The following is a 21123-nucleotide window of genomic DNA, read 5'->3' on the forward strand; positions in this document are numbered from 1 at the left end:
CACGAAGCGTGCCCTGGCGAAGCCTGGCGAATAGTCGTGGGGTACCTGACGGAGGGCTAGTGTCACATCAGCCGAGAACCTGGGGGCTTGACGTGAGCAAGGGACCAAACACCCGACTGAGCGACCTGTTCGGCCTGGCCGGCTGGTCGAAGGGTGAGCTGGCGAGGATGGTCAACCGGCAGGCGGCGGCCATGGGCCACCACCAGCTGGCCACCGACACCTCGCGCGTGCGGCGCTGGATCGACCGGGGGGAGACCCCCCGCGAACCGGTACCCACCGTACTGGCGGCCCTGTTCACCGAGCGGCTCGGTCGTGTCGTGACCATCGAGGACCTCGGGTTCGTACGGCAGCGGCGCACCTCCAAGCGGCAGACGGACGGGGTGCAGGAGAACCCCGACGGCATGCCCTGGGCGCCCGAACGCACAGCCGCGGTCCTCACCGAATTCACGGGAATGGACCTCATGCTCAACCGTCGCGGTCTGATGGGCGCGGGAGTGGCGCTCACCGCCGGCTCCGCCCTCACCAACGCCATGTACGACTGGCTCCACACCGACCCCCGCGCCGTCAAGAACGCACAGCGCTACGGCGAATCCTTCCAGGCCGATCCGGCCGCCTTGGACCGCTACGAGGCCGCCCCCATCGGCTCCGAGGAAATCGATGCCCTGGAGCGCTCCGTGGAGGTCTTCCGCGCCTGGGACGCCTCCAGAGGCGGGGGCCTGCAGCGCAAGGCCGTGGTCGGGCAGCTGAACGAGGTCGGCGGCATGCTCGCCTATCACCACCCCGACCACCTCCAGCGGCGGCTGTGGGGGGTGGCGGCCAACCTGGCGGTCCTGGCGGGCTGGATGTCCCACGACGTCGGCCTCGAACCCACCGCGCAGAAGTACTTCGTCATCGCCGCGCACGCGGCCCGGGAGGGCGGCGACCGGCCGCGCGCCGGTGAGGCGCTGTCCCGTGCCGCCCGCCAGATGGTCCACCTGGGCCGTCCCAACGAGGCCCTGGACCTGATGAAGCTGGCACAGTCCGGTTCCGGCGAGCAGACCCTGCCGCGCACCCGCGCCATGCTCCACACCATCGAGGCCTGGGCGCAGGCCGCCCTCGGCAAGGGCCAGGCCATGCGCCGCACGCTCGGCGAGGCCGAGGAGCTGTTCGTGTCGGACAAGGGCGACGTGCCCCCGCCCTCGTGGATGCAGCACTTCGACGAGGCGGATCTGCACGGCATGCAGGCCCTGGCCTACCGCACCCTCGCCGACCACGACCCCTCCGCCGCCCCCGTCGCCCAGCAGCACGCCAAGGAGGCATTGCGGCTGCGCTCCGGCGGCCACCAGCGCTCCCAGATCTTCGACTACATCTCGATGGCCTCCGCCTGTTTCCTCGCCGACGACCCGGAACAGGCCGACCGGTACGCGCGGCTCGCCCTGGTCTCCATGAACGAGACCTCCTCGTACCGGACGTGGGACCGGTTGCGCGAGATGTACCGGCTCACGGCCGAGTACGCGGGCTACGCGCGCATCGAGGACCTGCGAGACGAGATCAAGTTCGCCCTGCCCAACAGCCCCGTGCAGCAGACCGTCTAGACCTTGAGCCGGCCCACCGCATCCACGTCCACATCCGCATACGCATCTGCGTCCTCCGGTTCGGCTTCCGCATCTCCGTCCGCCTCCACAGGCGCGCGAAGACGGGGAAGGCCGCGCTGTTCGGCGCGGCCGCGGCATCCGCCGTACTTCTGCGGTCGGTCAGTCCGCGATCCGGGCCACGAGGATGCAGGCGCCGTCCTCACGGTCGCCCTCGCCGAACTCCTCCAGCACCGTCCGCAGGCACTCCTGCGCCGACCGCGCCGCAGTGAACCGCGGCGCCAGCGCCAGCAGCCGCTCGATGCCGCCCGGCCGGACCGCACCCGTGTCGCCGGAGGCGAGTCCGTCCGTGTGCAGGACCAGGACGTCGCCGGCCTCCAGCCGCTCCTCGGCCTGCCCGTACGCCGCCCCGGAGGTCGCGCCCAGGAGCACGCCCTCCGGCGGGACCAGGGCGCGGCCGGCGCCGCCGCGGAACAGCAGCGGGGCAGGGTGCCCGGACTGGGCCCAGGAGAGCGTCCGGCGGGCGGGGTCGTAGCGGCAGCAGACGGCTGACCCGAGTGCGGGCTGCGCGGAGGCCTCCTGCAGCTGGTTGAGCCAGCCCATCAGCGGGCCCGGCTCGATACCTGCCATGGCCATGCCGCGCAGCGCGCCGAGCATCATCGCCATGCCGGACGTGGCCGTCACCCCGTGGCCGGTCAGGTCTCCCACGGTCAGCAGCGAGCAGCCGTCGGCCAGTTCGAGGGCGTCGTACCAGTCGCCGCCGATCAGGGCACTGCTCGCGGAAGGGAGGTAGTGCGCGGCCACGTCGAGCGCGCCGGTGTCGCCGTGCGGGAACCGCAGGGAGCCGCGCCACGGGGGGAGCACGGCTTCCTGCAGCTCGACCGCCAGCCGGTGTTCGGTCTGCGCGATCTCCCGCCGGCGCTGCAGTGAGTCACGGGACTCGCGGACGGCGCGCTGGCTTCGGCGCAGTTCACTCACGTCCCGGAGCACGGCCCACATGGAGGCGGTGCAGCCGTCCGAGTCGAGCACCGGCTCGCCCCGCATGTGCAGGGTACGGACCCGGCCGTCGGACCGGACGATGCGGAACTCCCCGTCGATGGGCTTGCCGTCGACCAGGCAGGCCGTCACCATCGCGGTCAGCAGCGGCTGGTCCTCGGAGAACAGGATGGACCCCAGTTCGTCGAGGGGCAGCGGGCCGGCCTCGGGGGGGCGGCCGAAGATCTGGAACAGCTCGTCGGACCACGTGACCTCGTCGGTCAGCAGGTTCCACTCGGCGCTGCCGACGCGGGTCTGCGGGGTGCCGTCGGCGTCGGCCTCCGGCCCCGGTTCCGTAAGCCCCTGGAGGGCGGGGGCGGGCGGCAGCCCCTCCTTCAGCTGGTCCAACTGCTCGCGCAGGTCGTCGAGGTGGTGCACGGCGAGGTCGCACAGCGCCCGCTGCCAGCGGCCCTGGACGTCGTCGTCATCGACGACGGTGTCGCGGCGCACGGCGTCCACACCACCGCGCAGCCGCCGGGTCTGCGAGATCAGTGCGTCCACCGACCCGGGCTCGGGCGGCTGCGCGGGACGGTCCGCGAACAGGTGGGACGGCATGGGGACTCCGATACAGGCGCGACGCGGCCAGGTATGAAGGGTGGGCCTACGACGACTGTGGCACAGGCCGCAAGAACCCGTAAGGCGTTTGGCAACATCCGCAAAGGTCTTGCTTCCGGCATATGCCAAGGGCCTCGCGGCCGGTCTCCCGGCCGTGCGAACGATTCCGGCCATGATTCCGGTTGCGGCTCCGGCCGGGGTTCCGGTCGCCGTGTCCTGGAGGAGTCCCCCGCCTCACACGATGAGCGGGACCGGGTGGATCTCGTTGAACGGGTGGCCGCTGCGCTCGTGGATCCGCTGGACCGCGTCGGCCGAGGGCGCCTCGGACAGGCAGTACACCGTGCCCGACTGCGGGTCGGCCCAAGCGCGCTCGAAGTGCACGCCCTCGTCCTTCTCGATCGCCAGGTCGGCATTGTGGGCGGCCAGCAGCTGCTCCCGCGTGATGCCCTTCATGTCGTGGTGGACGTCCATGTACTTCGCCATCGCCACACACCTCCTGTCGGTTTCTCTTCTCCTCCATCGTGCGCCCGCGGCCGGAAACAGTCCTGCCGGGACGGCAGCAGTCGAGCGCGTGGCCGAGGGGCGACCCGTTCGGGCGCCCGGACTCGTACGCGGGGCCTTGGCGCGCCCCGACGGGGCACCCCCCGAACGAAGGACCCCCTCCCGCGTAGCCCCCTGTCGTTCCGCTTCCCCAACCCTCGGCTGGCCGCTACCGTACGTGGCGGTAACCGGCCGGAAGTGACGGGAGGGGCCCGTGTGAACGCTCGGCGTCCGCGGCCCCCGAGCACGGCTGCGGCGTGAGGGTCTGCACGACCTCCACCGGCCCCCCGAGGGTGAGGGCAACCGCCCGTGCGTCGTGCCCGTCGCGGCCTGCGCGGGCCGGTCGGTGACCGCCATCGAAGGACCGACATCCGCGAGGCCATCCGCAACGCGGCCATCCGCAACGCGGCCATCCGCAACGCGGCCATCCGCAACGCGGGCGCCCGCACTGCTGCGGTGGCTCGCCGGCCGGACCGGCGTACCGGACCCGGGAAGACGGCCGCGGCCGACGCGCGCACCGCACCGGACCCGCCCGGCAAGGCGCGGCGGAACCGGTCGCCCGCGGAGTCCGGGCGGCAGTCCGATCCGGCGCAGGTGGCGTCCCGGCCCGTCCCCTGAACCGTCCCCTGCCTCGCCCCGCCTCGCGCGGCCGTGCGGTCAGGCGGGGCGGTGGGCCGGTCGCCCGGCGGTGGGCTTCGGCGGGGCGGTGTCGCCCGGCGTGCGCTGCAGGACCGCCGCATGCGCCAGGGCCAGTTCCACCACCTGCGCCGGATCGGACAGCGAGCGGCCGGTGAGGTGCTCCAGGCGACGCAGCCGGTTGGAGACGGTGTTGCGGTGGCAGTACAGCACCAGCGAGGCCTGCGTCGTCGAGCCCCGGCAGGCCAGCCAGGTGCCCAGCGTGGTCAGCAGGACGCGGCAGTCCTCCGCGGGCAGCGCCAGCACCGGGCCGAGCACCACCTGCCGCAGCCGGCACGCCAGTTCGGCCTGTGAGGCCACGAGCGCCATCGGCAGCCGCTCGTCCAGCAGCGCGGTGTGCGGCCCGGCCGACGCGGGCGCGGTGCGCAGCGCGAGCGCGGCCAGCCACCGGGCCCGCGCCAGATCCCCCGGGGCCTCCACGACCGGGCTGACCCCGGCACGCACCCCGAGCGGGGCCAGCAGGTCCCGTACGGACTCCAGCGGATGGCGGCCCAACTCCACCAGACCGGTCTCCCCGTCGGCACGGATCCGCCACAGTACCCGCGGCCCCGTCGCCGCCCGCTCGGCACCGCGCCCGCCGGAGCTGCCCGAGCCGATCACCACCACCGCGAACCGGCCCCGCTCGGGCAGCCCCAGCTGGGCCGCGGCCTCCGAGGCCGCCGGGCCCTCCGCCGGGCCCCCGCCGTCGAGCAGCGCGTCCAGCAGGGACGCGCGGCGCTCCCGGTCGCGGTCGAAGCGCGCGGCCTCCGTGCGGCGGTACGCCTCGGCCACCGCGTCCGTCAGTTGGTCCACCACGTCCCACAGCACCGAGGCGAGCGGCAGCAGCCGGGGGAGCGCGGCCGGATCGTGCGCGGTCACCGCCTCGGTGAGGGTGTGCCACAGAAGCCGGCCGCCCCGCCGGTACGTGCGCAGCAGCGAGGCGAGCGGCAGGCCCTGCTCGGCGCGGAGCGTGCCGGTGGCCCGCGCGTCGCCGAGCTCCACCGGCAGCCCGCGCGCGCTGCGGACCAGTCCCTCGACGGACTGCGCCAGGTTGTGGTGGATCCGCTCGCGCAGCTCCGCCCGGCCGAGCAGGGCGGCGTACGCGGCGTCCTCGGCCAGCGTCCGGTCGGCGAGCCGGTCCGCCGTCCCGGCGATCCGACGGGACAGTTCCTCTCGAATCTCCTCGATGATCCGCTCCATGGGGGGCAGAGTGACACGTGAGGGGCACCGGTGGGGAGGGCCGGGATCCGCCGTGTCCGCTAGCGTGTCCGGATCACTGCAAGTGGAGTGGCCACTCCGCAGTGATCAGCGCGCCCACACACCCACACACCGTCAGGAAACGCCCATGCGCCACAATCCCGAGCGCCGCACCGCGCTGCTCGACGCCGCCATCGAAGTACTGGCGCGCGAGGGCTCGCGCGGCCTGACCCTGCGGGCGGTCGACGCCGAGGCGGGCGTGCCGACCGGGACCGCCTCGAACTACTTCGCCAACCGCGCCCAACTGCTCGGGCAGATCCTGCACCGCACCCGGGAGCGGATCGCCCCCGACCCGGCGGACCTGCCCGTACCACTGGACACGAAGGTCCTGCTCATGCTGCTGCTGGAGCGGATGCGGCGCGAGCGCAGCGTGCACATCGCCATGCTGGAGCTGCGGCTGGAGGGCATCCGCCGCCCCGAGCTCCAGGCCGAGGTGGCCGCGTTCCAGCGCGCGGAGCTGGAAGCCAACATCGCCTGGCACCTGGAGGCGGGCCTGCCCGGGGACCGGCAGGGCGTGCTGCTGCTGTACCTCGCGATGATGGGCCTGATCGTGGAGGACCTGACCGTGCCGACGATGCTCGAGGCCTACCCGGTGGCGGGCATCATCGACTCGATGGTCGAGCGACTCCTCCCGGAATCCCCCGCACAGTGACTATCGTGCCGGTCGGGGGAGTGCCGGCACGATGCGCGGAGGAACGACCGTGGACATGACCGGGGACCGAGGCGGCGCCATACGGTGGCTCGCCGACTGGGACGGCTGGTACGCCGGCCTCACTTTCGCCCGGGGCATCGCCCCCGAGGAGCTCGCCCGGCGCCTGGGCGCGCTGCCCGGCATCCGGCCCGGTCCGCTGGGCGCCGCCGACGCCTGGAGCATGGTCGCCGAGACCGTGGACGGCGACGGCGTGGCCCGGGTCGGCCGGTGGGGCGGCTGGTCCTTCGCCGTCGAGCACGGCATGCCGGCCGGGGCCGACCGGCTGGCCGAGGTCTCCCGCTGCGGGGCGGAGGCCCTCCACCTCGACCCCCAGCCCGACCGTCCGCCCAAGCTGTTCTCCTACGCCCGCGACGGCGAGCTGGTCTGCTGCTTCGGCCTCGGCGAGGAGGCCTGGCGCGGCGGCCACCGACCGGACTACCTGCTCCCGGACCTCGTGGCCGCCGGCATCCTCACCGCCGACGGCGGCTCCCACGACCGGCGCGAGGACGAACCCTGCGCCGACCGGGACCGGCGCACCCTGGCGGTGCTGGAGCGCCGCTTCGGCCTGTCACTGCCGCGCCGCCTGATCGAGGACGCCCGGCTCCCGGCATACGTGACCTGTACGCAGTGACGCGCCCGCGGTGACGTGCACGCAGTGACGCGCCCGCGGTGACGTGTGCGCGGTTCCGTGCAGCCGGTGGCGTGCAGGCCGGGACCGCTGTACGGGCGGTCGGCGGCGATCGCCGTCACCCGGACGGGCCATGCGCGTTCGCGTCGGCCGCTCGAATCCCCCGTCCCCCCGGCCCCGGGGGTCGGGCCGTGATCAACAATCCCGATCAGAAGTCGACGGGTTCCGGCCAAGGTGTCGTGCTCTTCCGTGCATGTTCCCGCGGAAAATGCCAGATGGCCCTTCCAGGCTGCTGAACGCGAGTAGGTTCCTCTCTGTCGCGCTGTACGACGTCACCTCGCACATCCGGTCGGGAGGGGAGCCCGCGTGCCCGGGATCGACGAATGCCTGCTCGAAGCCATGGCCCTGCCTGGCGCGCGCGGGGCCGCTCTGGTCGACTGGAGCAGCGGACTGGCCCTCGGCACCGCCGGCGAGTCGCCCGTCGGTGACCACGAGACCACCGCCGCCGAGACGGCGGAGCTGGCCAGGGCTGCCGCCGAGTACGAATCCTTCGCCCAGCCCGCCCCGGCGGCGATGGTCCAGGCCGCCGCCCTCGGAGCCGACGGCCCGCCCGTGGAGGACGTGATCGTCACCACCCGAACCGGCTACCACGTGCTCCGATTCGTCGAGACCAGCTTCGACAGCAGCGTCTTCCTCCACCTCTGGCTGGACCGCACCGAAGGCAACTTGGCCCTCGCCCGCCACCGACTCAGGGCCCTCGCAGAGGGGCTGGTACTCAGATGACCGCCTTCGCGACAGCCGCCGCCGCTGTCTCGCCCCTCCTCACCCGACTCGCCGCCGAGCGTGCCACCGGCGCCCTGCTCCGCGATCGCGGCACCCTCTTCCTGCAGGACGGCCGCATCGTCCACGCCGAGAGCCCGGCCACCCCCGGCCTGGACGTCCTGCTCACCACCGGCGGCGCCCTCGCCCCGGAGCGCTGGCGCGAGGCCGTCGACCGGGCCGGCGCCCGCGGTCAGGTCGCCCGCTTCCTCGTGGACAGCGGCGGCCTCGCGGACGGCGAACTGGAGATCTGCCACCTCGCCGCGATCTTCGACGCCGCCTTCTTCGCGCTCTCCCCGGGCAGCGGCCCCTCCCGATTCCGCCGCGGGGCCACCCACTGGATCGGCTCCGTCCGCTCCGTCCCGGCCGCCGCGGTCGAGCGCGAGACCCGGCGCCGCCGGGAGCTCCTCGACGCGGTCTGGCCCTACCCGCAGCTGGACACCGCCTCCGTGGTGCCCCGCGCGGCCGCCCCCGGCCAGACCGTCACGGCCCGCCAGCGGCTCCTGCTGGCCCACGCGGACGGCGTCCGGACCCCCGCGGACCTGGCCTGGGTCCTGGGCCGGCCCGCCTTCCACACCCTGCTCGACGTGCGGCGCCTCGCGGCCGCGGGCCTCGTGGAGACCCCGCACCCGCCGGCCCGGGCGCCCGTCGTGACGACCCTGCCCGACTGGATGACCCAGACCCAATCCCCGGACGTGGCGCTGCTCCGCCGGTTACGCGACGCACTGGAGGCAAGCCTGTGAGGCTCCCGCTGCGACCGGCACTGCGCGCCGAGCGCGCCGACCGCTCCGAACGGAGGCAGCCCGAAAGGAGGCAAGTCGACATGAGCACGGCGATGGTGCCCGCGGAGGCCGAAGCCGAGATACTCGCCGAGCTCCGCCGGCTGCGAGCCCGGGTGCCCCAGCTCAGCGGCGCCCTCGCCGGAAGCTCCGACGGCCTGGTCCTCGCCCAGGACAGCGCCGCCACCGAGGTCGAGGCCGTCGCGGCCCTGACCGCGGCCGCCCTCGGGGTGGCCCAGCGGCTCAGCGACAGCACCGGCCAGGGCGGCTTCCGCGAGCTGCTCGTCCGCGGCGAGCACGGCTACGTGGCGACCTACGCCGCCGGCGACGCCGCCGTCCTCACCCTGATCGCGGAACCCCGCGTCAACGTGGGCCGGCTCCACCTCGAGGCCCGCCGCTCCAGCCTGCGCATCGCCGAGCTGATCGACGACATCCTCGGGCGCCGCGGACCCGTGCGGCCGGCCCTGCCGCCGTCCCCGTCCGCCTGACGGGCCCGGAGCCACCGAACCAAGCAGCACCGAACGATCACGAACCGCACGTGCAGACGCGTGCGCAACCCGTACACAAGGAAGGACCGGATCATGGCCAGTGTGGAGACCGCACTCAAGGAAGCCACCACCGTCATCGACGGAGCCCTGGGCGCCGCCCTCGTCGACTACGACAGCGGCATGGCCCTCGGCACCATCGGCGGCGGCAAGGACCTCGACCTCAGCGTGGCCGCGGCGGGCAACACCGACGTGGTGCGCGCCAAGGTCCGCACCATGGACATGCTCGGACTCAAGGAGGAGATCGAGGACATCCTGATCACCCTCGGCAGCCAGTACCACCTGATCCGGCTGCTGAAGGGGCGGGGGAGCAAGGGCTTCTTCCTCTACCTCGCGCTCGACCGCGGCCGGGCCAACCTGGCGATGGCCCGGCACCAGCTCAAGAAGATCGAGAGCGAACTCGAAGTCTGAGCGAACGTTCGGTCGAACATCGACGCCGAGGTGGCGGGCGGCTGAAATCTTTGCCGTCCGTCTCGGTCGACGACGGCAAATGTCCAGGATGGGGGGACTTTATCATCCTGTAACCGAGTAGGATGCTCTCAACCTCTGATCATCCAAAGAGTTTGATTCGCTGGAGAACCCGCAACCCATGCCCCCGCGCCTGAGCATCGTCGTCCCTGTCTACAACGTCGAGCTCTACCTCGACGAGTGCCTGGAGTCCATCGCCGCCCAGACCTTCGCCGACTTCGAATGCATTTTGGTCGACGACGGTTCCACGGACAACAGCGCCGCCATCGCCAAGGCCTTCGCCGCGCGGGACAAGCGGTTCCGGGTCGTCATGCAGGCCAACGCCGGCCTCGGCGCCGCCCGTAACGTGGGTGCCCGGCACCTCACCGAGGGCACCGAGTACCTGGCCTTCGTCGACAGTGACGACACCATGCCGGACTACGCGTACGAGCGCCTGATCGCCGCCCTCGACGAGACCGGATCCGACTTCGCCGGCGGCAACGTCCAGCGTTTCCGCTCCGTCGGCATGCAGCAGTCCTGGGGTCACCGGGCCGCCTTCGCGAAGACGCGCCTGAAGACCCACATCTCCAAGTTCCCGGAGCTCGTCACCGACCGCACCGCCTGGAACAAGGTGTACCGCCGCACCTTCTGGGACGAGCACGGCTTCCAGTACCCGGAAGGCATCCTCTACGAGGACGCGCCCGTCAGCATCCCGGCGCACTACTTCGCGTCCAGCGTCGACATCCTCAGCGAGTGCGTCTACCACTGGCGCGTCCGCGAGACCGGCGAGCGCTCCATCACGCAGCGCTCCACCGACCCGGTCTCCGTCATCGACCGCGTCACCTCCATCCGCCTGGTCCGCGAGGCCCTCCAGGGCAAGCAGGGCGCCAAGTACGTCCGCTACCTGCGCGACTACGACCACAACGTGCTGAGCGAGGAGCTCCCGCTCATCTACAAGTACGTCGGCGAGGGCGGCCCCGAGTTCCGCGCCGCCTTCGTCAAGGAGGTCGGCGGCCTCGTCCGTGAGATCGGCACCGCCCCCTGGTCCGGCCTCACCGTCGCCGACCGGCTCAAGGCGTACCTCGCCAGCGAGGGTCGCGTCGAGGACTTCATCGCCCTCACGGACCACCAGCGCCACTACTCCTACAGCGTCCCGGTGAAGGGCCTGGCGCGCCCGCAGGCCGACTACCCGTTCCTGCACGGCCGTCCGCCGGTCCCGGCCAAGCTCCTCACCCTCGGCACCCGCGAGCTCCGCGTCGTCAGCCGTCTGGAGCAGGCCGTCTGGAAGGAGGGCAAGCTGCTGCTGCGCGGCTACGCCATCCCCGGCCACCTCGGCGCCGAGAGCCGCCTCGCCTCCCGCAAGGTGCTGGTCTTCCGCGAGGGCGGCAAGCGCCGCCGCACCGTCGTGAAGACCCGCACGGTCGCCTCCCCGATGGCCACCGTCGACGTCGCGCACCTCGCCCTGCGCCACGCCGACTGGGCCGGCTTCACCGCCGTCGTCGACCCGAGCGTCTTCCAGTCCGGCGGCACCTGGCGCGACGGCATATGGACCACCTCCGTCGCCGTCACCGGCGCCGGCGGCCTCCACCGCGCCCGCCTCAAGGGCGGAGAGGCCGACAGCGGCCAGAACCCGCCCGCCCACTGGGTGGCCCCGGACGTCCGCATCGTGCCCAACGCCCAGGGCTCCCTGACCATCCAGGTCGAGGTCGTCCGGGCCCGCGCCCTCGACGTCCGCCCCGGCGACGACGACTCCGTCGAGATCGCCGGCGAGATCGCCGCCGAGCTCGGCGGCGCCGGCGCAACCATGCGAGCCGAGCACGTCTCCAGCGGCACCGTCCTCACCTTCCCCCTGGAGACCGCCCCGGCCACCGGCGCCGGCCGGGTCCCGTTCACCGTGCGCGTGCCGCTGGCCGACCTGGCCGCCGTACCGGACGGCGAGGTCGCGCCCGGCGAGTGGTCCCCCGAGCCGTGGAGCCTGGCCGTCACCGGCACCGACGGCAAGGAGCACCGCCTCGTGCACGACGAGCGCGGCGGCTTCACCGGCCTGGTCCTCCCGCTGCCCGGCGGCGACACCGGCCGGACCGTCTTCGCCAAGCGAGGCAACAGCGGTCACCTGACCCTCTCCGTGCAGCCCTCCCCGCCCCTGATCGACGAGGTCTCCGCGCAGGACGGCGCCTTCACCGTGCGCGGCCGCTTCACCGCACCCGTGGACGAGCCGTACGAGCTGGTCTTCCACAACGCGTACGGCACCGAGTTCAGCTACCCCCTCACCCGTGACGGCGACCGGTTCGAGGCCGTCTTCGAGCCCGTCCTGCCCGAGTCCTACGCCGGCCGCGCCACCCTGCCCCACGGCCGCTGGTGGCCGACGCTGCGCCCGGTCTCCGAGGCCGGCACCACCGCGGGCCTGCTCGGCGTCGAGCGCGGTGCCCCGGTCCAGTTCGCGTCCGGTGCCCTCCACGCCGGTCCCGTCGGCCTCACCGTGCAGGGCCGCCGGATGCGGATCGAGGCGCGCTTCTACGACCGCATGGCGCTCATCGCGGACGAGATGCTCACCCCGCACGACCGCTCCCGGTACGCCCAGCGCGTCCTGCGTGACGAGACGTACCCGGCGCGCCGCGCCCTGCCCCTCAAGGACATCGTCGTCTACGACACCTTCCAGGGGCAGGCGGCCGGCGACGCGCCGCGCGCCATCCACGAGGAGCTGGTGCGCCGCGGTGAGAAGCTGGAGCACCTCTGGCTGGTCCGCGACGGCCGCGCCGAGGTCCCGCCGACCGCCCGCGCCGTGGAGTACGACAGCGTCGAGGCCTGGGACGCCCTGGCCCGTGCCCGCTACTACGTGCTGAACGACAGCGTGGCGCGCCGCTTCCGGCGCCGTTCCGGCCAGGTCGTCGTCCAGACCTGGCACGGAACGCCGATCAAGGAGATCGGCCACGACTTCATCCACGACTACTACACCAGCCCCGAGGTCCTGGACGGCCTGGAGCACGACAGCGCCCAGTGGTCGCTGCTCGCCTCCCCGAGCTCGTACGCCACGCCGCTCCTGAAGCGCGCCCTCGGCTACAAGGGCGAGGTCATCGAGTCCGGAAGCCCGCGCACCGACGCCCTCGTGCGGCCCGACGCCGAGCGGATCGCCGAGGTCAAGCGGCGGCTGGGCCTGCCCGAGGGCAAGAAGGTCGTCCTGTACATGCCGACCTGGCGGGAGAACCGAGAGAGCTTCTCCGGCGGCTACAAGCTCGACCTGCAGATCGACCTCGACGCGGCCCGTGAGGCGCTCGGCGAGGACCACGTCCTGCTGATCCGAGGCCACCACCGCGTCACCGAGCAGGTCCGCTACCGGGGCCGGGACGGCTTCGTCGTCGACGTGTCCCGCTGGCCGGACGCGACGGACCTGCTCCTCGTCGCCGACGTGCTCATCTCGGACTACTCCTCCGTGCTGTTCGACTTCGCGGTCACCGACCGGCCGATCCTGCTCTTCACGTACGACCTGCAGCACTACCGGAGCACGCTGCGCGGCCTGAACTTCGACCTGGAGGAGAAGGCGCCCGGCCCGATGCTGGCCGACTCGGCGAGCCTGATCGAGGCCGTCCGCAACGCCGACGCCCTCTGCGAGGAGTACAAGGAGGCGCGGGCCGCGTTCCGCGCCGAGTTCTGCGACCTGGACGACGGCCAGGCCACCCGGCGCGTCGTCGACCGGATGCTGGAGAAGGGTGCGAACCCGGAGGCCTGAGCCGAAGGAGTGCATTCCAGGCACTGAGCAGACCCGCCCCGGGCCCACCGATGAATTTCGGGCCCGGGGCGGGTCTGTAGTGGGAGAAGGTGCTACCCCTGCACCCCGTCCGCCCGCCCACCCCGCCTGGAGGCAGTCATGAGCAGCAACGGGTTCACCACGTGCCTGTGGTTCGACGGCAACGCGGAGGCCGCCGCCGACTACTACCTGTCCGTGTTCAAGGACGGAAAGCGCGGCCGGATCGGCCGCTACACCGAGGCGGGGCCCGGCCCGGCCGGCGAGGTGATGATCGTCGAGTTCGAGATCAACGGCCAGAAGTTCGTCGGACTCAACGGCGGGCCGCAGTTCCCGTTCACAGAGGCGATCTCCTTCCAGATCCACTGCGCGGACGAGGCGGAGGCGGACTACTACTACGCCGCGCTGACCCGGGACGGCGGCGAGGAGTCCAACTGCGGCTGGGTCAAGGACAGGTTCGGGGTGTCCTGGCAGGTCGTCCCGCCCGGCGCCATCGACCTGGTGACCGACCCGGACCCGGCGCGGGCCGCCCGCGCCACCGCCGCGATGATGACGATGAAGAAGCTCGACGTGGCCGGGATGCGGCGGGCCGCCGACGCCGCCTGACCGGCCGACGGCCCGCCCGGCCGCCCCTGGGGCGGCCGCCTGGGTCAGCCGGCGATCCGGGCCAGCAGCGCCGGCAGGGCGGTGCCGATCGGCTCGCGGATCACCTCGTCGGCGAGGGGGTCGTACGGGGTCTCCTCCGCGTTCACGATGATCAGGCGGGCCCCCGCCTCGGCGGCCATCCCGGCCAGCGAGGCGGCGGGCTGCACCTGCAGCGTGGAGCCGACGGCGATGAACACGTGGCAGCCCTTGGCGACGGCCACCGCCTGCGCCAGCACCTCCGGATCGAGGTTCTGGCCGAACATCACGGTCGCCGCCTTGAGGATCCCGCCGCAGGCCGTACAGGCCGGGTCCGGCTCCCCGGCGGCGACCCGGTCCAGCGCCTCCTCCATCCCCGAGCGGGCGCCGCAGGCCGTGCAGACCACCTCCCGGGCGGTACCGTGCAGCTCCAGCACCTTCCGGGCCGGCACCCCCGCCAGCTGGTGCAGCCCGTCCACGTTCTGGGTGATCACCCGCACCGGCGTGCCGCCGCGCTCCAGCTCGGCGACGGCACGGTGCGCCGCGTTCGGCCGGGCGGCGAGCTTCCCGATCTCGGCGCGCATCAGCCAGGACCGGCGCCGGATCTCCGCATCCGCCATGTAGTACTCGTACGTCACGAGCTTCTCGGCATCGGGCTCCCGGCGCCACAACCCCTGCGGCCCCCGATAGTCCGGAATCCCGGAGTCGGTGGAGATCCCGGCCCCACTGAACACTGCGACAAGCGGCTTACCCATGCCCCGACCCTACGGACCACCGGGGCCGGGCCGCGACCGCATTACCGCCGGCCCCGGCCGGACGCCGCCGTCCCGCGGGGGATCCCCCTGCGGTGAATCCCGGCCTCCACCGGAGTGAGATCCGGCGCCCGCCCCGGCCCGCGCCACGCCCTGCCGGTTACACATGCGGCATGAGACTCATGCCCTACGGTGTCGGCGCCGCGCTGCTCAGCCTGCTCGCGCTGCCGGCCCCGTCCTCATCCGCCGCCGCTGCCGACCCGGCCCCGGCGCACGCCCGGTACCGGCACACCGCCGCCGACATCAGCCGCTTCCTCACCACCTTCTACGGAAACCACGGCCCCTCCGACCAGGACCGGTCCCTGCGGGTCTCGCAGCACCTCAAGGACAGACAGGCGCTGAGCCGGAGCCTCGACATACTGCTCTGCGCCCCGAAGGAACCACGGGGCATCGCCGTCGGCCCGGTGACCGTCGCGCAGTCGGCCAACGTCGGCTGGGCCACCGTCACCACCCACTGGGACGACGGCACCACCGACACCTTCACGGCGTACGTACGCCTCGACTCGCAGCCGATCACGCTCGACGACGTCATCTGCGCGGGCTGACCACCGGCACGGGGCCGAAAGCGGCCCCGTACGCTGGCCGCATGCCGACCACCGTCCTGTACTGCTCCGATCCGCTGAACGAGCGCCGGGTCGACGCCCACTTCGCGACGGAGGCCAGGCAGCTGCGCGCCGACGGCGCCGCCGTCCACCTCGTCGACCACGACGCGCTGACGGCCGGGGACGCCGAACGCTCCGTCTCCCGCGTGCCCGCGGGGGCGGGACCGCTGTGGTACCGCGGCTGGATGCTCCCCGCCGACCGGTACGCCCAGCTCGACGCGGCACTGCGGCTGCGCGGCGCCCGGCTCCTCACCGACCCGTCCCGCTACCGGCGCGCCCACGAACTGCCCGGCTGGTACGCCACGTTCGCCGAGCTCACCCCGGCCAGCCGCTGGCTTCCCGCCGCTCCGGGCCGCGCCCCGGAGCCGGAGCGGCTCGCGGCCCTGGCCGCCGGGCTGCCGGCCGGGGCCGCCGTGGTCAAGGACTACGTGAAGTCCCGCAAGCACGAGTGGGACGAGGCCTGCCACATCCCCGACCTCGCCGACCGAGCCGCCCTGCACCGTGTGGTCAGCCGATTCGTCGAACTCCAGGGCGATTTCCTCGCGGGCGGCGTCGTCCTGCGCGCCTTCGAGCCGTTCGGCGTACCCGGGCCGGGACCGGACGCGGCGCCCGGGGAGATCCGCGTGTGGTGGCGGGACGGTGCCCCGCGGCTGGTCACCCCGCATCCCGACGGCCCGGCCGGAGCCTGCGCGGTACCGGGCGGGGCCGGAGGCGGAGCGCAGCCCGGCCTGCCGGATCTCGGACCGGTGCGCGCCGCCGTCGAGGCGTTGGGCTGCCCCTTCGTCACGACCGACCTCGCACTGCGCGCCGACGGCGTCTGGCGGGTCGTCGAAGTGGGTGACGCACAGGTGAGCGATGTCCATCGCGATGTCGATCCGGCGGCCTTCGCACGGCTGTTGACGACCGACCGGCGCTCCTGACGGCCTCTCGCGCATCTGGTACAACACGGCACATGACGGGATTCGAGATCACCGGCGCGAGTGCCGCCGACATGGAACTGATGCGCGCCTGGGCCGATGCCGAGGGCTGGAACCCGGGCGACTCCGACCGGTTCGCGTTCGCGGTCGCCGATCCGGGGGGCTTCCTCATCGGCCGGGTCGCCGGCGAACCGGCGGCCTGCATCTCGGCCGTGCGGTACGGGTCCGGCTTCGGGTTCATCGGCTTCTACATCGCGAACCCCTCCTTCCGCGGCCAGGGGTACGGGCTCCGGCTCTGGAACGCCGGCATGGACCGGCTGGCCGGACGGCTCGTCGGCCTCGACGGGGTGGTCGAACAGCAGGACAACTACCGGAAGTCCGGGTTCTTGCCGGCCTGGAACAACGTCCGACACGAGGGCCGGCCGCGTCCCGGGGGCCCCGGTGGCGCGGGTACGGGCGCCGGCGGGTTCGAGGTGGTCGATGCCGCCGCGCTGCCCTTCGGCCTGCTCGCCGCGTACGACCGCCGGTTCTTTCCCGAGGCCCGCGACTCCTTCCTGTCCGCCTGGACCGCGCTGCCCGGGCGGACGGCCCTCGCCGCCTTCCGGGACGGCCGGATCGAGGGCCTCGGCGTGGTCCGCCCGTGCAGCGGGGCCTCCCGGATCGGCCCCCTGTACGCGTCCACCCCGCAGATCGCGGCCTCGCTGCTGCACCGGCTCGCCGAGCACACCCCGGACGGGGTGGTCGCCGTGGACGTCCCCGACGTGAACAGGGCCGCCACGGAGCTCGTGGCGGCCCTCGGCCTGGTGCCCGTCTTCGAGGCCGCCCGCATGTACACGGGGCCGGCGCCGGACCTCGAACTGTCCGGGCTGTACGGGGTGACGAGTCTCGAACTGGGCTGACGGCCCACGTCGGTTGTCCGGGTACGTGCCGGGGCCGGGCAGCCGAGGCCCGCCGGGAACCCGCGGGCCGGTCGACGGGGCCGATCCGCTGCGGCCCGGGCGGCGGTCGCACGGCGCCGCCCGGGCCACCCGGCGCGCCCGGTCAGAAGTCGAACAGGGTGCCGCTGCTGTACCGCATGGCGCACGGGTTGGCGAAGGTGTACGAGTACGTGATCCGTCGGCCCTGCCAGACCCCGTCGGCGGTGACCGTCATGGGGTTCCACTCCCTCGTGCAGTCGACCCCGGGCAGGGGTTCGGCGACCGCGTCCAGCCGGTCGGCGTGCGCGCGCAGTTCGGCGCAGGCGGCGGCCGGGGACGGGTGGGTGCCGCGCGGGACGGGCGAGCAGGACAGGGTCACCGCGCGCAGCGCCGTGCCGTACCCGGGGTCCTCCCCGGGGGTGACGGCGAGGACGAGGGCGGAGGGGGCGTAGACGCTCTCGGTGCCGGTCGGCGCGGCGTCGGCGGTTCCGGGCCAGGCCAGCGCGGTGAGCGCGGTGAGCGCCATGGCGGAGGAACCGAGGCCGAGACTCCGTGCGATGGACCGCATTTCGAACTCCTTGGGGTGGGCGCTTCGGATAGCGGACAGGAGTCTTGCCGACCCGGGCGTCGAACGCCCGCCCGCACCGTGCTTTTTCGTCACCGTTCGTGAGTGAATGCATGCAGTCCGCAGCCGTGCGAGGGCGCTGACCTGTGCGGAAGCAGGCCTTCGAAACGGCCGAACACACACGCTGAAACCTTTGTCCAGCGGGCCTGGCCGGGTGGTTTACACCGTGTTCACAAACCTGCTCCCGCGTGGGGGGCGTACAGGTCGAGCAGTCGGGTCCGGGTCTGCTGGAGGCGCATCGCGAGCACCCGTCCGACCCAGTGTCCGACGGCGGAGCCGAAGGCGGGGTCGGCGTCCATGAGCATCCGCACGGCGGTCGCGTCGAACTCGTACGCGCGCACCGGCGTCATCGCCTCCGCGCTGAGCTGCCAGACGTACGGCGGGAACAGCCAGGACCAGCCCACCAGCTCCCCGGGGCCGAGGTTCTCCACGGGGGCGGGCCGCCGGCGACCGGAGACGGGGATCTGCAGGGTCACCGTGCCCGAGCGCACGATCCAGAACGACTCGGACGGAGTGCCCTCGTCGAAGATCCGCGCGCCCTCGGCAAAGTTGACCTCGCGCGCGTGGGACATCAGCCGGCCGCGGTGTTCGGCGGAGAGGACTGCGGCGATTCGGATGGGGGAAGGTGTGCTCACGACGGCCTCCGATCAGGGCCCCCCGCTAACCCCAGTGTGGCCGACACCCGCGCGAATGCAGCCGGCGGCGGCAGCACTGTTTGCTTCAGTCCTCGGCGCCGGCCTCCAGACAGGCCAGCTCCATCGCGTCGAGCACCGCCTCGTGGCTGCGCCGGCTCAGCTCGGCCACGCTCTCGATCTGCGCCGTCGCCCAGGACGCCAACGTCATCACCAGGACGCGCAGCCCGTCCGTGCCGTGCTCGGCGAGGATCTCGTCGGCCACGGCCATCGCGTCCTCGGGCACCTGTTCCGGCGGCTCCAGTCCGGCCAGGCCCCGCAGCATGACCAGGGTGCGGCGGGAGATCTCCGGGGTCATCCTCGCCAGCCGCAGGTCCTCTTCCTCGTCCACCGGCCCCGCCGCCTTCCCGTCGTCCGCCCTCGCCCGATCCCTGCAGGGCACCGTAGAGGCCGGCGGCCGCGCGCGCGGGGGTTTCGGCCGGGCCGGCTCCGGGAAAACCGGGGTCCGTACGGGTTCCCCGGATGTCGACCGGCCGGTAACTTGTCCGCGGCAGTCGCCCGCCCGGGTGGCCCGATCCGGCAGGAGCCCGATGAGAAGCCGCTTTGCGCGCCCCTTGCTCACCACCGTTCTGCTCCTCGGGTCGGCCCTGACGGCGGTCGCCGCCCCGACCGCGGCCGTCGCCGCTCCGGCGGCCCCGGCGGCGGAGCACGCCCGGCCGGCGGACCGAGACCGCGCCGTGGAGGAGGCTCCGGCCGAGAGCTGGACGCCGCCGCTGTCCACGCGGGGCCGGTACATCGTCGACGCGCACGGCAACCGCTTCCGCCTGCGCTCCGGCAACTGGGACGGCGCCCAGGGCTCCTGGACCGGCTCCGGCGACCGCAACGATCCCGCACACCACCACTCCGGGCAGAACGCGCACGGGATCCCGCTGGGCCTGGACCGGGTGCCGCTGCCCACCCTGCTGGCGGACTTCCGCGCCCTCGGCCTCAACAGCATCCGGCTGCCCTTCTCGAACGAGATGCTCCGCACGACCGAGCCCGTCCCCGACGCGGCGGTCGCCGCGAACCCGGCCCTGCGCGGACGGACCCCGCTCCAGGTGTTCGACTCCGTCGTTGCCGCGCTCACCGACGCAGGCTTCGCGGTCATCCTCAACAACCACACCGTCACCACCCGCTGGTGTTGCGGCCTCGACGGCAACGAGCGCTGGAACAGCGGCCGCACCACCGCCCAGTGGGCCGACGACTGGGTCTTCCTGGCCCGCCGCTACCGCGACAACCCGCGCGTGGTCGGCGCCGACCTCTACAACGAGGTCCGCCGCGACACCTTCGACGACCCCAACTGGGGTCTCGGCGACAACCACGACTGGCACGCCGCCGCCCAGCAGGCCGGCGACCGGATCCTCGCCGAGGCCAACCCGGACCTGCTCATCGTGGTCGAGGGCATCAACTGGACCGGCATCCCCGTCAACGGCTTCCCGCACGGCCGCCCCGCCCTCACCCCCGTCCGCACCCTCTCCCACACCCTCGTCGTCTCGAACAAGCTCGTGTACTCGGCCCACTTCTACGGCTACACGGGCCCCCGGCACAGCGGCGCGACCGGCCTGGGCGAGACCAGCGACCCGCGCTACCAGGACCTGAGCCCCGCCGAGCTGCAGCAGGCCCTGTACGAGCAGGCCCTCTACGTCTCCGCCGAGACCGGCACGCACTTCACCGCGCCCGTCTGGATCAGCGAGTTCGGGATCGGCGCCGACGAGACGGGCGAGCGCCCGCGCGCCTGGTTCCCCCGCCTCACCGGCCTGCTGGCCGCCGCCGACGCCGACTTCGCGTACTGGCCGCTGGTCGGCTGGAGCACCACCGCCCAGGGCGCTCCCGGCGGCGACACCTGGGCGGTCCTCCGCTACGACGCCGCGGGCCGCCGCTCCGGAGTGCTCGACGCCGCCGACTGGCGCACCGCGCCGTGGCACGCCCTCGCCACCGCCCCCGGGCGCACCGGAACCGTGCCCGCCACGCCCGGCTGGCACCAGCTGACCACCGACCACCGCGACCACAACGCCTCCTTGCTGATCCGGGCCGGAGGCGACTGGGACAGCGGCGCCCGCAAGGCGGTCTGCCCCGACGGCTCCCGCCTCGCCGGCCTGTCCCACACGGGCGGCCGCGGCCTGTGCGCCGACACCGACCTGCGCGCCCCGGCCGACGCGCACACCGTCGTCCGCGACGAGTCCCACGTCCCGGCGGGCGGCGACTGGTCGACCGGGTACACCAAGTTCCAGTGCCCGGTCGGACAGTTCCTGATCGGCTACAGCCTGCGCGGCCGACAGGTGTCGGCGGCGCTGTGCGCACCGGCCCGCACCGCCCTCCCGGCCGGCGGGGGCCGCACGGTGTGGTTCGACCGCGGTGACGACCGCCCGGCGGGCGGCCCCGGCGGTGACTACGCCTCCGGCCACTACAAGGGCCAGTGCCTGCCCTCCGAGTACGCGGCGGGCATCGCCTTCACCACGCGCTTCGCCTCCCGCCCGTCCCCGGCGGCCCTGCTCTGCCGCCCCCTGCCGACCTCCTGACCCGGTTGGCGCAGACGCCGCCGGGCAATTTCGCATCCAATACGCCAAGTACGGTGAACGGACCGGTGAATCGGCCTAGGGTGCGCCCGTACGCACGGCCGGGGCGGGGCGGCGCCCGGTCCCGGCCACCGCACCGCGCACACCGATCGGGTGCA

21 protein-coding genes are annotated in these 21123 nt (G+C 73.4%); 14 read left to right on the forward strand and 7 right to left on the reverse strand.

The genetic code is table 11. The annotated features are described in order from the left end of the window. Window positions 1-92: 92 nt before the first annotated feature. Window positions 93-1574 carry a hypothetical protein gene (locus HYE82_RS07245; RefSeq protein ID WP_179173101.1) on the forward strand — a complete coding sequence of 494 codons (1482 nt, stop codon included), beginning with the start codon at window positions 93-95 and terminating at the stop codon, window positions 1572-1574. 159 nt (window positions 1575-1733) lie between these two features. Here HYE82_RS07245 and HYE82_RS07250 read toward each other — a convergent pair whose 3' ends face one another. Next, entirely contained in the window at window positions 1734-3161 is a 1428-nt protein-coding gene (locus HYE82_RS07250) for a PP2C family protein-serine/threonine phosphatase (protein WP_179173102.1), read from the reverse strand. Window positions 3162-3395: 234 nt separating this feature from the next. Then, on the reverse strand, window positions 3396-3644 hold the full coding sequence (locus HYE82_RS07255) for an SCO4226 family nickel-binding protein (protein ID WP_179173103.1): 249 nt from the start codon (window positions 3642-3644) through the stop codon (window positions 3396-3398). A 366-nt stretch (window positions 3645-4010) separates the two neighbouring features. Between HYE82_RS07255 and HYE82_RS07260 the strand changes: the two genes are divergently transcribed. Beyond that, a complete protein-coding gene (locus tag HYE82_RS07260; RefSeq protein WP_179173104.1) occupies window positions 4011-4319 on the forward strand; it encodes a hypothetical protein in 309 nt (102 codons plus the stop codon). A 39-nt stretch (window positions 4320-4358) separates the two neighbouring features. On the opposite strand, the gene HYE82_RS07265 is transcribed toward HYE82_RS07260, so the two are convergent. Next, the gene (locus HYE82_RS07265; protein WP_179173105.1) at window positions 4359-5576 is read right to left on the reverse strand and encodes a CdaR family transcriptional regulator; all 1218 of its coding nucleotides are present in this window, start codon (window positions 5574-5576) and stop codon (window positions 4359-4361) included. A 145-nt stretch (window positions 5577-5721) separates the two neighbouring features. Here HYE82_RS07265 and HYE82_RS07270 point away from each other — a divergent pair, with 145 nt between their 5' ends. The 8 genes from HYE82_RS07270 to HYE82_RS07305 all read left to right on the forward strand — a co-directional run bounded on the left by HYE82_RS07270 (window position 5722) and on the right by HYE82_RS07305 (window position 13890). After that, window positions 5722-6285 (forward strand): TetR/AcrR family transcriptional regulator, encoded by a 564-nt coding sequence (locus HYE82_RS07270; protein WP_179173106.1) that lies wholly within the window; start codon window positions 5722-5724, stop codon window positions 6283-6285. 55 nt (window positions 6286-6340) lie between these two features. Further along, window positions 6341-6955 (forward strand): DUF6461 domain-containing protein, encoded by a 615-nt coding sequence (locus HYE82_RS07275; RefSeq protein WP_179173107.1) that lies wholly within the window; start codon window positions 6341-6343, stop codon window positions 6953-6955. 363 nt (window positions 6956-7318) lie between these two features. Then, window positions 7319-7735 carry a hypothetical protein gene (locus tag HYE82_RS07280; protein WP_179173108.1) on the forward strand — a complete coding sequence of 139 codons (417 nt, stop codon included), beginning with the start codon at window positions 7319-7321 and terminating at the stop codon, window positions 7733-7735. Further along, window positions 7732-8514, forward strand: a complete 783-nt coding sequence (locus HYE82_RS07285; RefSeq protein WP_179173109.1) for a transcriptional regulator — start codon at window positions 7732-7734, stop codon at window positions 8512-8514. The genes HYE82_RS07280 and HYE82_RS07285 overlap by 4 nt, the downstream gene beginning before the upstream one ends. Window positions 8515-8606: 92 nt before the next feature. Next, complete coding sequence (locus HYE82_RS07290) at window positions 8607-9038, forward strand: roadblock/LC7 domain-containing protein (protein ID WP_179173125.1); 432 nt, start codon at window positions 8607-8609, stop codon at window positions 9036-9038. 93 nt (window positions 9039-9131) lie between these two features. Next, window positions 9132-9506, forward strand: coding sequence for a hypothetical protein (locus tag HYE82_RS07295; protein ID WP_179173110.1), 375 nt, complete (start codon window positions 9132-9134; stop codon window positions 9504-9506). Between the two features lie 178 nt (window positions 9507-9684). Beyond that, complete coding sequence (locus HYE82_RS07300) at window positions 9685-13269, forward strand: bifunctional glycosyltransferase family 2 protein/CDP-glycerol:glycerophosphate glycerophosphotransferase (RefSeq protein WP_179173111.1); 3585 nt, start codon at window positions 9685-9687, stop codon at window positions 13267-13269. Between the two features lie 138 nt (window positions 13270-13407). After that, window positions 13408-13890, forward strand: coding sequence for a VOC family protein (locus HYE82_RS07305; RefSeq protein WP_179173112.1), 483 nt, complete (start codon window positions 13408-13410; stop codon window positions 13888-13890). Between the two features lie 44 nt (window positions 13891-13934). On the opposite strand, the gene HYE82_RS07310 is transcribed toward HYE82_RS07305, so the two are convergent. Continuing rightward, entirely contained in the window at window positions 13935-14660 is a 726-nt protein-coding gene (locus tag HYE82_RS07310) for a Sir2 family NAD-dependent protein deacetylase (protein ID WP_179173113.1), read from the reverse strand. 170 nt (window positions 14661-14830) lie between these two features. Between HYE82_RS07310 and HYE82_RS07315 the strand changes: the two genes are divergently transcribed. Genes HYE82_RS07315 through HYE82_RS07325 form a run of 3 tightly spaced genes read left to right on the forward strand, consistent with a single transcriptional unit; the run spans window position 14831 to window position 17135 of the window. Further along, on the forward strand, window positions 14831-15262 hold the full coding sequence (locus tag HYE82_RS07315; RefSeq protein WP_256986986.1) for a hypothetical protein: 432 nt from the start codon (window positions 14831-14833) through the stop codon (window positions 15260-15262). Window positions 15263-15303: 41 nt separating this feature from the next. Further along, window positions 15304-16239, forward strand: coding sequence for an ATP-grasp domain-containing protein (locus HYE82_RS07320; RefSeq protein WP_179173114.1), 936 nt, complete (start codon window positions 15304-15306; stop codon window positions 16237-16239). Window positions 16240-16271: 32 nt separating this feature from the next. Beyond that, window positions 16272-17135: a GNAT family N-acetyltransferase gene (locus tag HYE82_RS07325; protein WP_179173115.1), complete on the forward strand. Its 864-nt coding sequence runs from the start codon at window positions 16272-16274 to the stop codon at window positions 17133-17135. A gap of 142 nt (window positions 17136-17277) precedes the next feature. Here the strand turns inward: HYE82_RS07325 and HYE82_RS07330 are convergent, their stop codons facing one another. The 3 genes from HYE82_RS07330 to HYE82_RS07340 form a co-directional block, all read right to left on the reverse strand. Further along, window positions 17278-17721 carry an SSI family serine proteinase inhibitor gene (locus HYE82_RS07330; RefSeq protein WP_179173116.1) on the reverse strand — a complete coding sequence of 148 codons (444 nt, stop codon included), beginning with the start codon at window positions 17719-17721 and terminating at the stop codon, window positions 17278-17280. 227 nt (window positions 17722-17948) lie between these two features. Then, window positions 17949-18413 (reverse strand): Crp/Fnr family transcriptional regulator, encoded by a 465-nt coding sequence (locus HYE82_RS07335; protein ID WP_179173117.1) that lies wholly within the window; start codon window positions 18411-18413, stop codon window positions 17949-17951. An 85-nt stretch (window positions 18414-18498) separates the two neighbouring features. Further along, the gene (locus tag HYE82_RS07340) at window positions 18499-18801 is read right to left on the reverse strand and encodes a hypothetical protein (RefSeq protein WP_179173118.1); all 303 of its coding nucleotides are present in this window, start codon (window positions 18799-18801) and stop codon (window positions 18499-18501) included. A 199-nt stretch (window positions 18802-19000) separates the two neighbouring features. Here HYE82_RS07340 and HYE82_RS07345 point away from each other — a divergent pair, with 199 nt between their 5' ends. Beyond that, window positions 19001-20968 (forward strand): cellulase family glycosylhydrolase, encoded by a 1968-nt coding sequence (locus HYE82_RS07345; protein WP_179173119.1) that lies wholly within the window; start codon window positions 19001-19003, stop codon window positions 20966-20968. Window positions 20969-21123: the final 155 nt, after the last annotated feature.

It is taken from the genome of Streptomyces sp. BR123 (assembly GCF_013401435.1).
Classification (GTDB): Bacteria; Actinomycetota; Actinomycetes; order Streptomycetales; family Streptomycetaceae; genus Streptomyces.

Bases quoted from the DNA above. Each gene is read 5' to 3' on its own strand.
- HYE82_RS07250 (WP_179173102.1), bottom strand. From the start codon at position 3,161: ATGCCGTCCCACCTGTTCGCGGACCGTCCCGCGCAGCCGCCCGAGCCC.
- HYE82_RS07255 (WP_179173103.1), bottom strand. From the start codon at position 3,644: ATGGCGAAGTACATGGACGTCCACCACGACATGAAGGGCATCACGCGG.
- HYE82_RS07265 (WP_179173105.1), bottom strand. From the start codon at position 5,576: ATGGAGCGGATCATCGAGGAGATTCGAGAGGAACTGTCCCGTCGGATC.
- HYE82_RS07270 (WP_179173106.1), top strand. From the start codon at position 5,722: ATGCGCCACAATCCCGAGCGCCGCACCGCGCTGCTCGACGCCGCCATC.
- HYE82_RS07275 (WP_179173107.1), top strand. From the start codon at position 6,341: ATGACCGGGGACCGAGGCGGCGCCATACGGTGGCTCGCCGACTGGGAC.
- HYE82_RS07285 (WP_179173109.1), top strand. From the start codon at position 7,732: ATGACCGCCTTCGCGACAGCCGCCGCCGCTGTCTCGCCCCTCCTCACC.
- HYE82_RS07290 (WP_179173125.1), top strand. From the start codon at position 8,607: ATGGTGCCCGCGGAGGCCGAAGCCGAGATACTCGCCGAGCTCCGCCGG.
- HYE82_RS07295 (WP_179173110.1), top strand. From the start codon at position 9,132: ATGGCCAGTGTGGAGACCGCACTCAAGGAAGCCACCACCGTCATCGAC.
- HYE82_RS07300 (WP_179173111.1), top strand. From the start codon at position 9,685: ATGCCCCCGCGCCTGAGCATCGTCGTCCCTGTCTACAACGTCGAGCTC.
- HYE82_RS07305 (WP_179173112.1), top strand. From the start codon at position 13,408: ATGAGCAGCAACGGGTTCACCACGTGCCTGTGGTTCGACGGCAACGCG.
- HYE82_RS07310 (WP_179173113.1), bottom strand. From the start codon at position 14,660: ATGGGTAAGCCGCTTGTCGCAGTGTTCAGTGGGGCCGGGATCTCCACC.
- HYE82_RS07315 (WP_256986986.1), top strand. From the start codon at position 14,831: ATGAGACTCATGCCCTACGGTGTCGGCGCCGCGCTGCTCAGCCTGCTC.
- HYE82_RS07320 (WP_179173114.1), top strand. From the start codon at position 15,304: ATGCCGACCACCGTCCTGTACTGCTCCGATCCGCTGAACGAGCGCCGG.
- HYE82_RS07325 (WP_179173115.1), top strand. From the start codon at position 16,272: ATGACGGGATTCGAGATCACCGGCGCGAGTGCCGCCGACATGGAACTG.
- HYE82_RS07330 (WP_179173116.1), bottom strand. From the start codon at position 17,721: ATGCGGTCCATCGCACGGAGTCTCGGCCTCGGTTCCTCCGCCATGGCG.
- HYE82_RS07345 (WP_179173119.1), top strand. From the start codon at position 19,001: ATGAGAAGCCGCTTTGCGCGCCCCTTGCTCACCACCGTTCTGCTCCTC.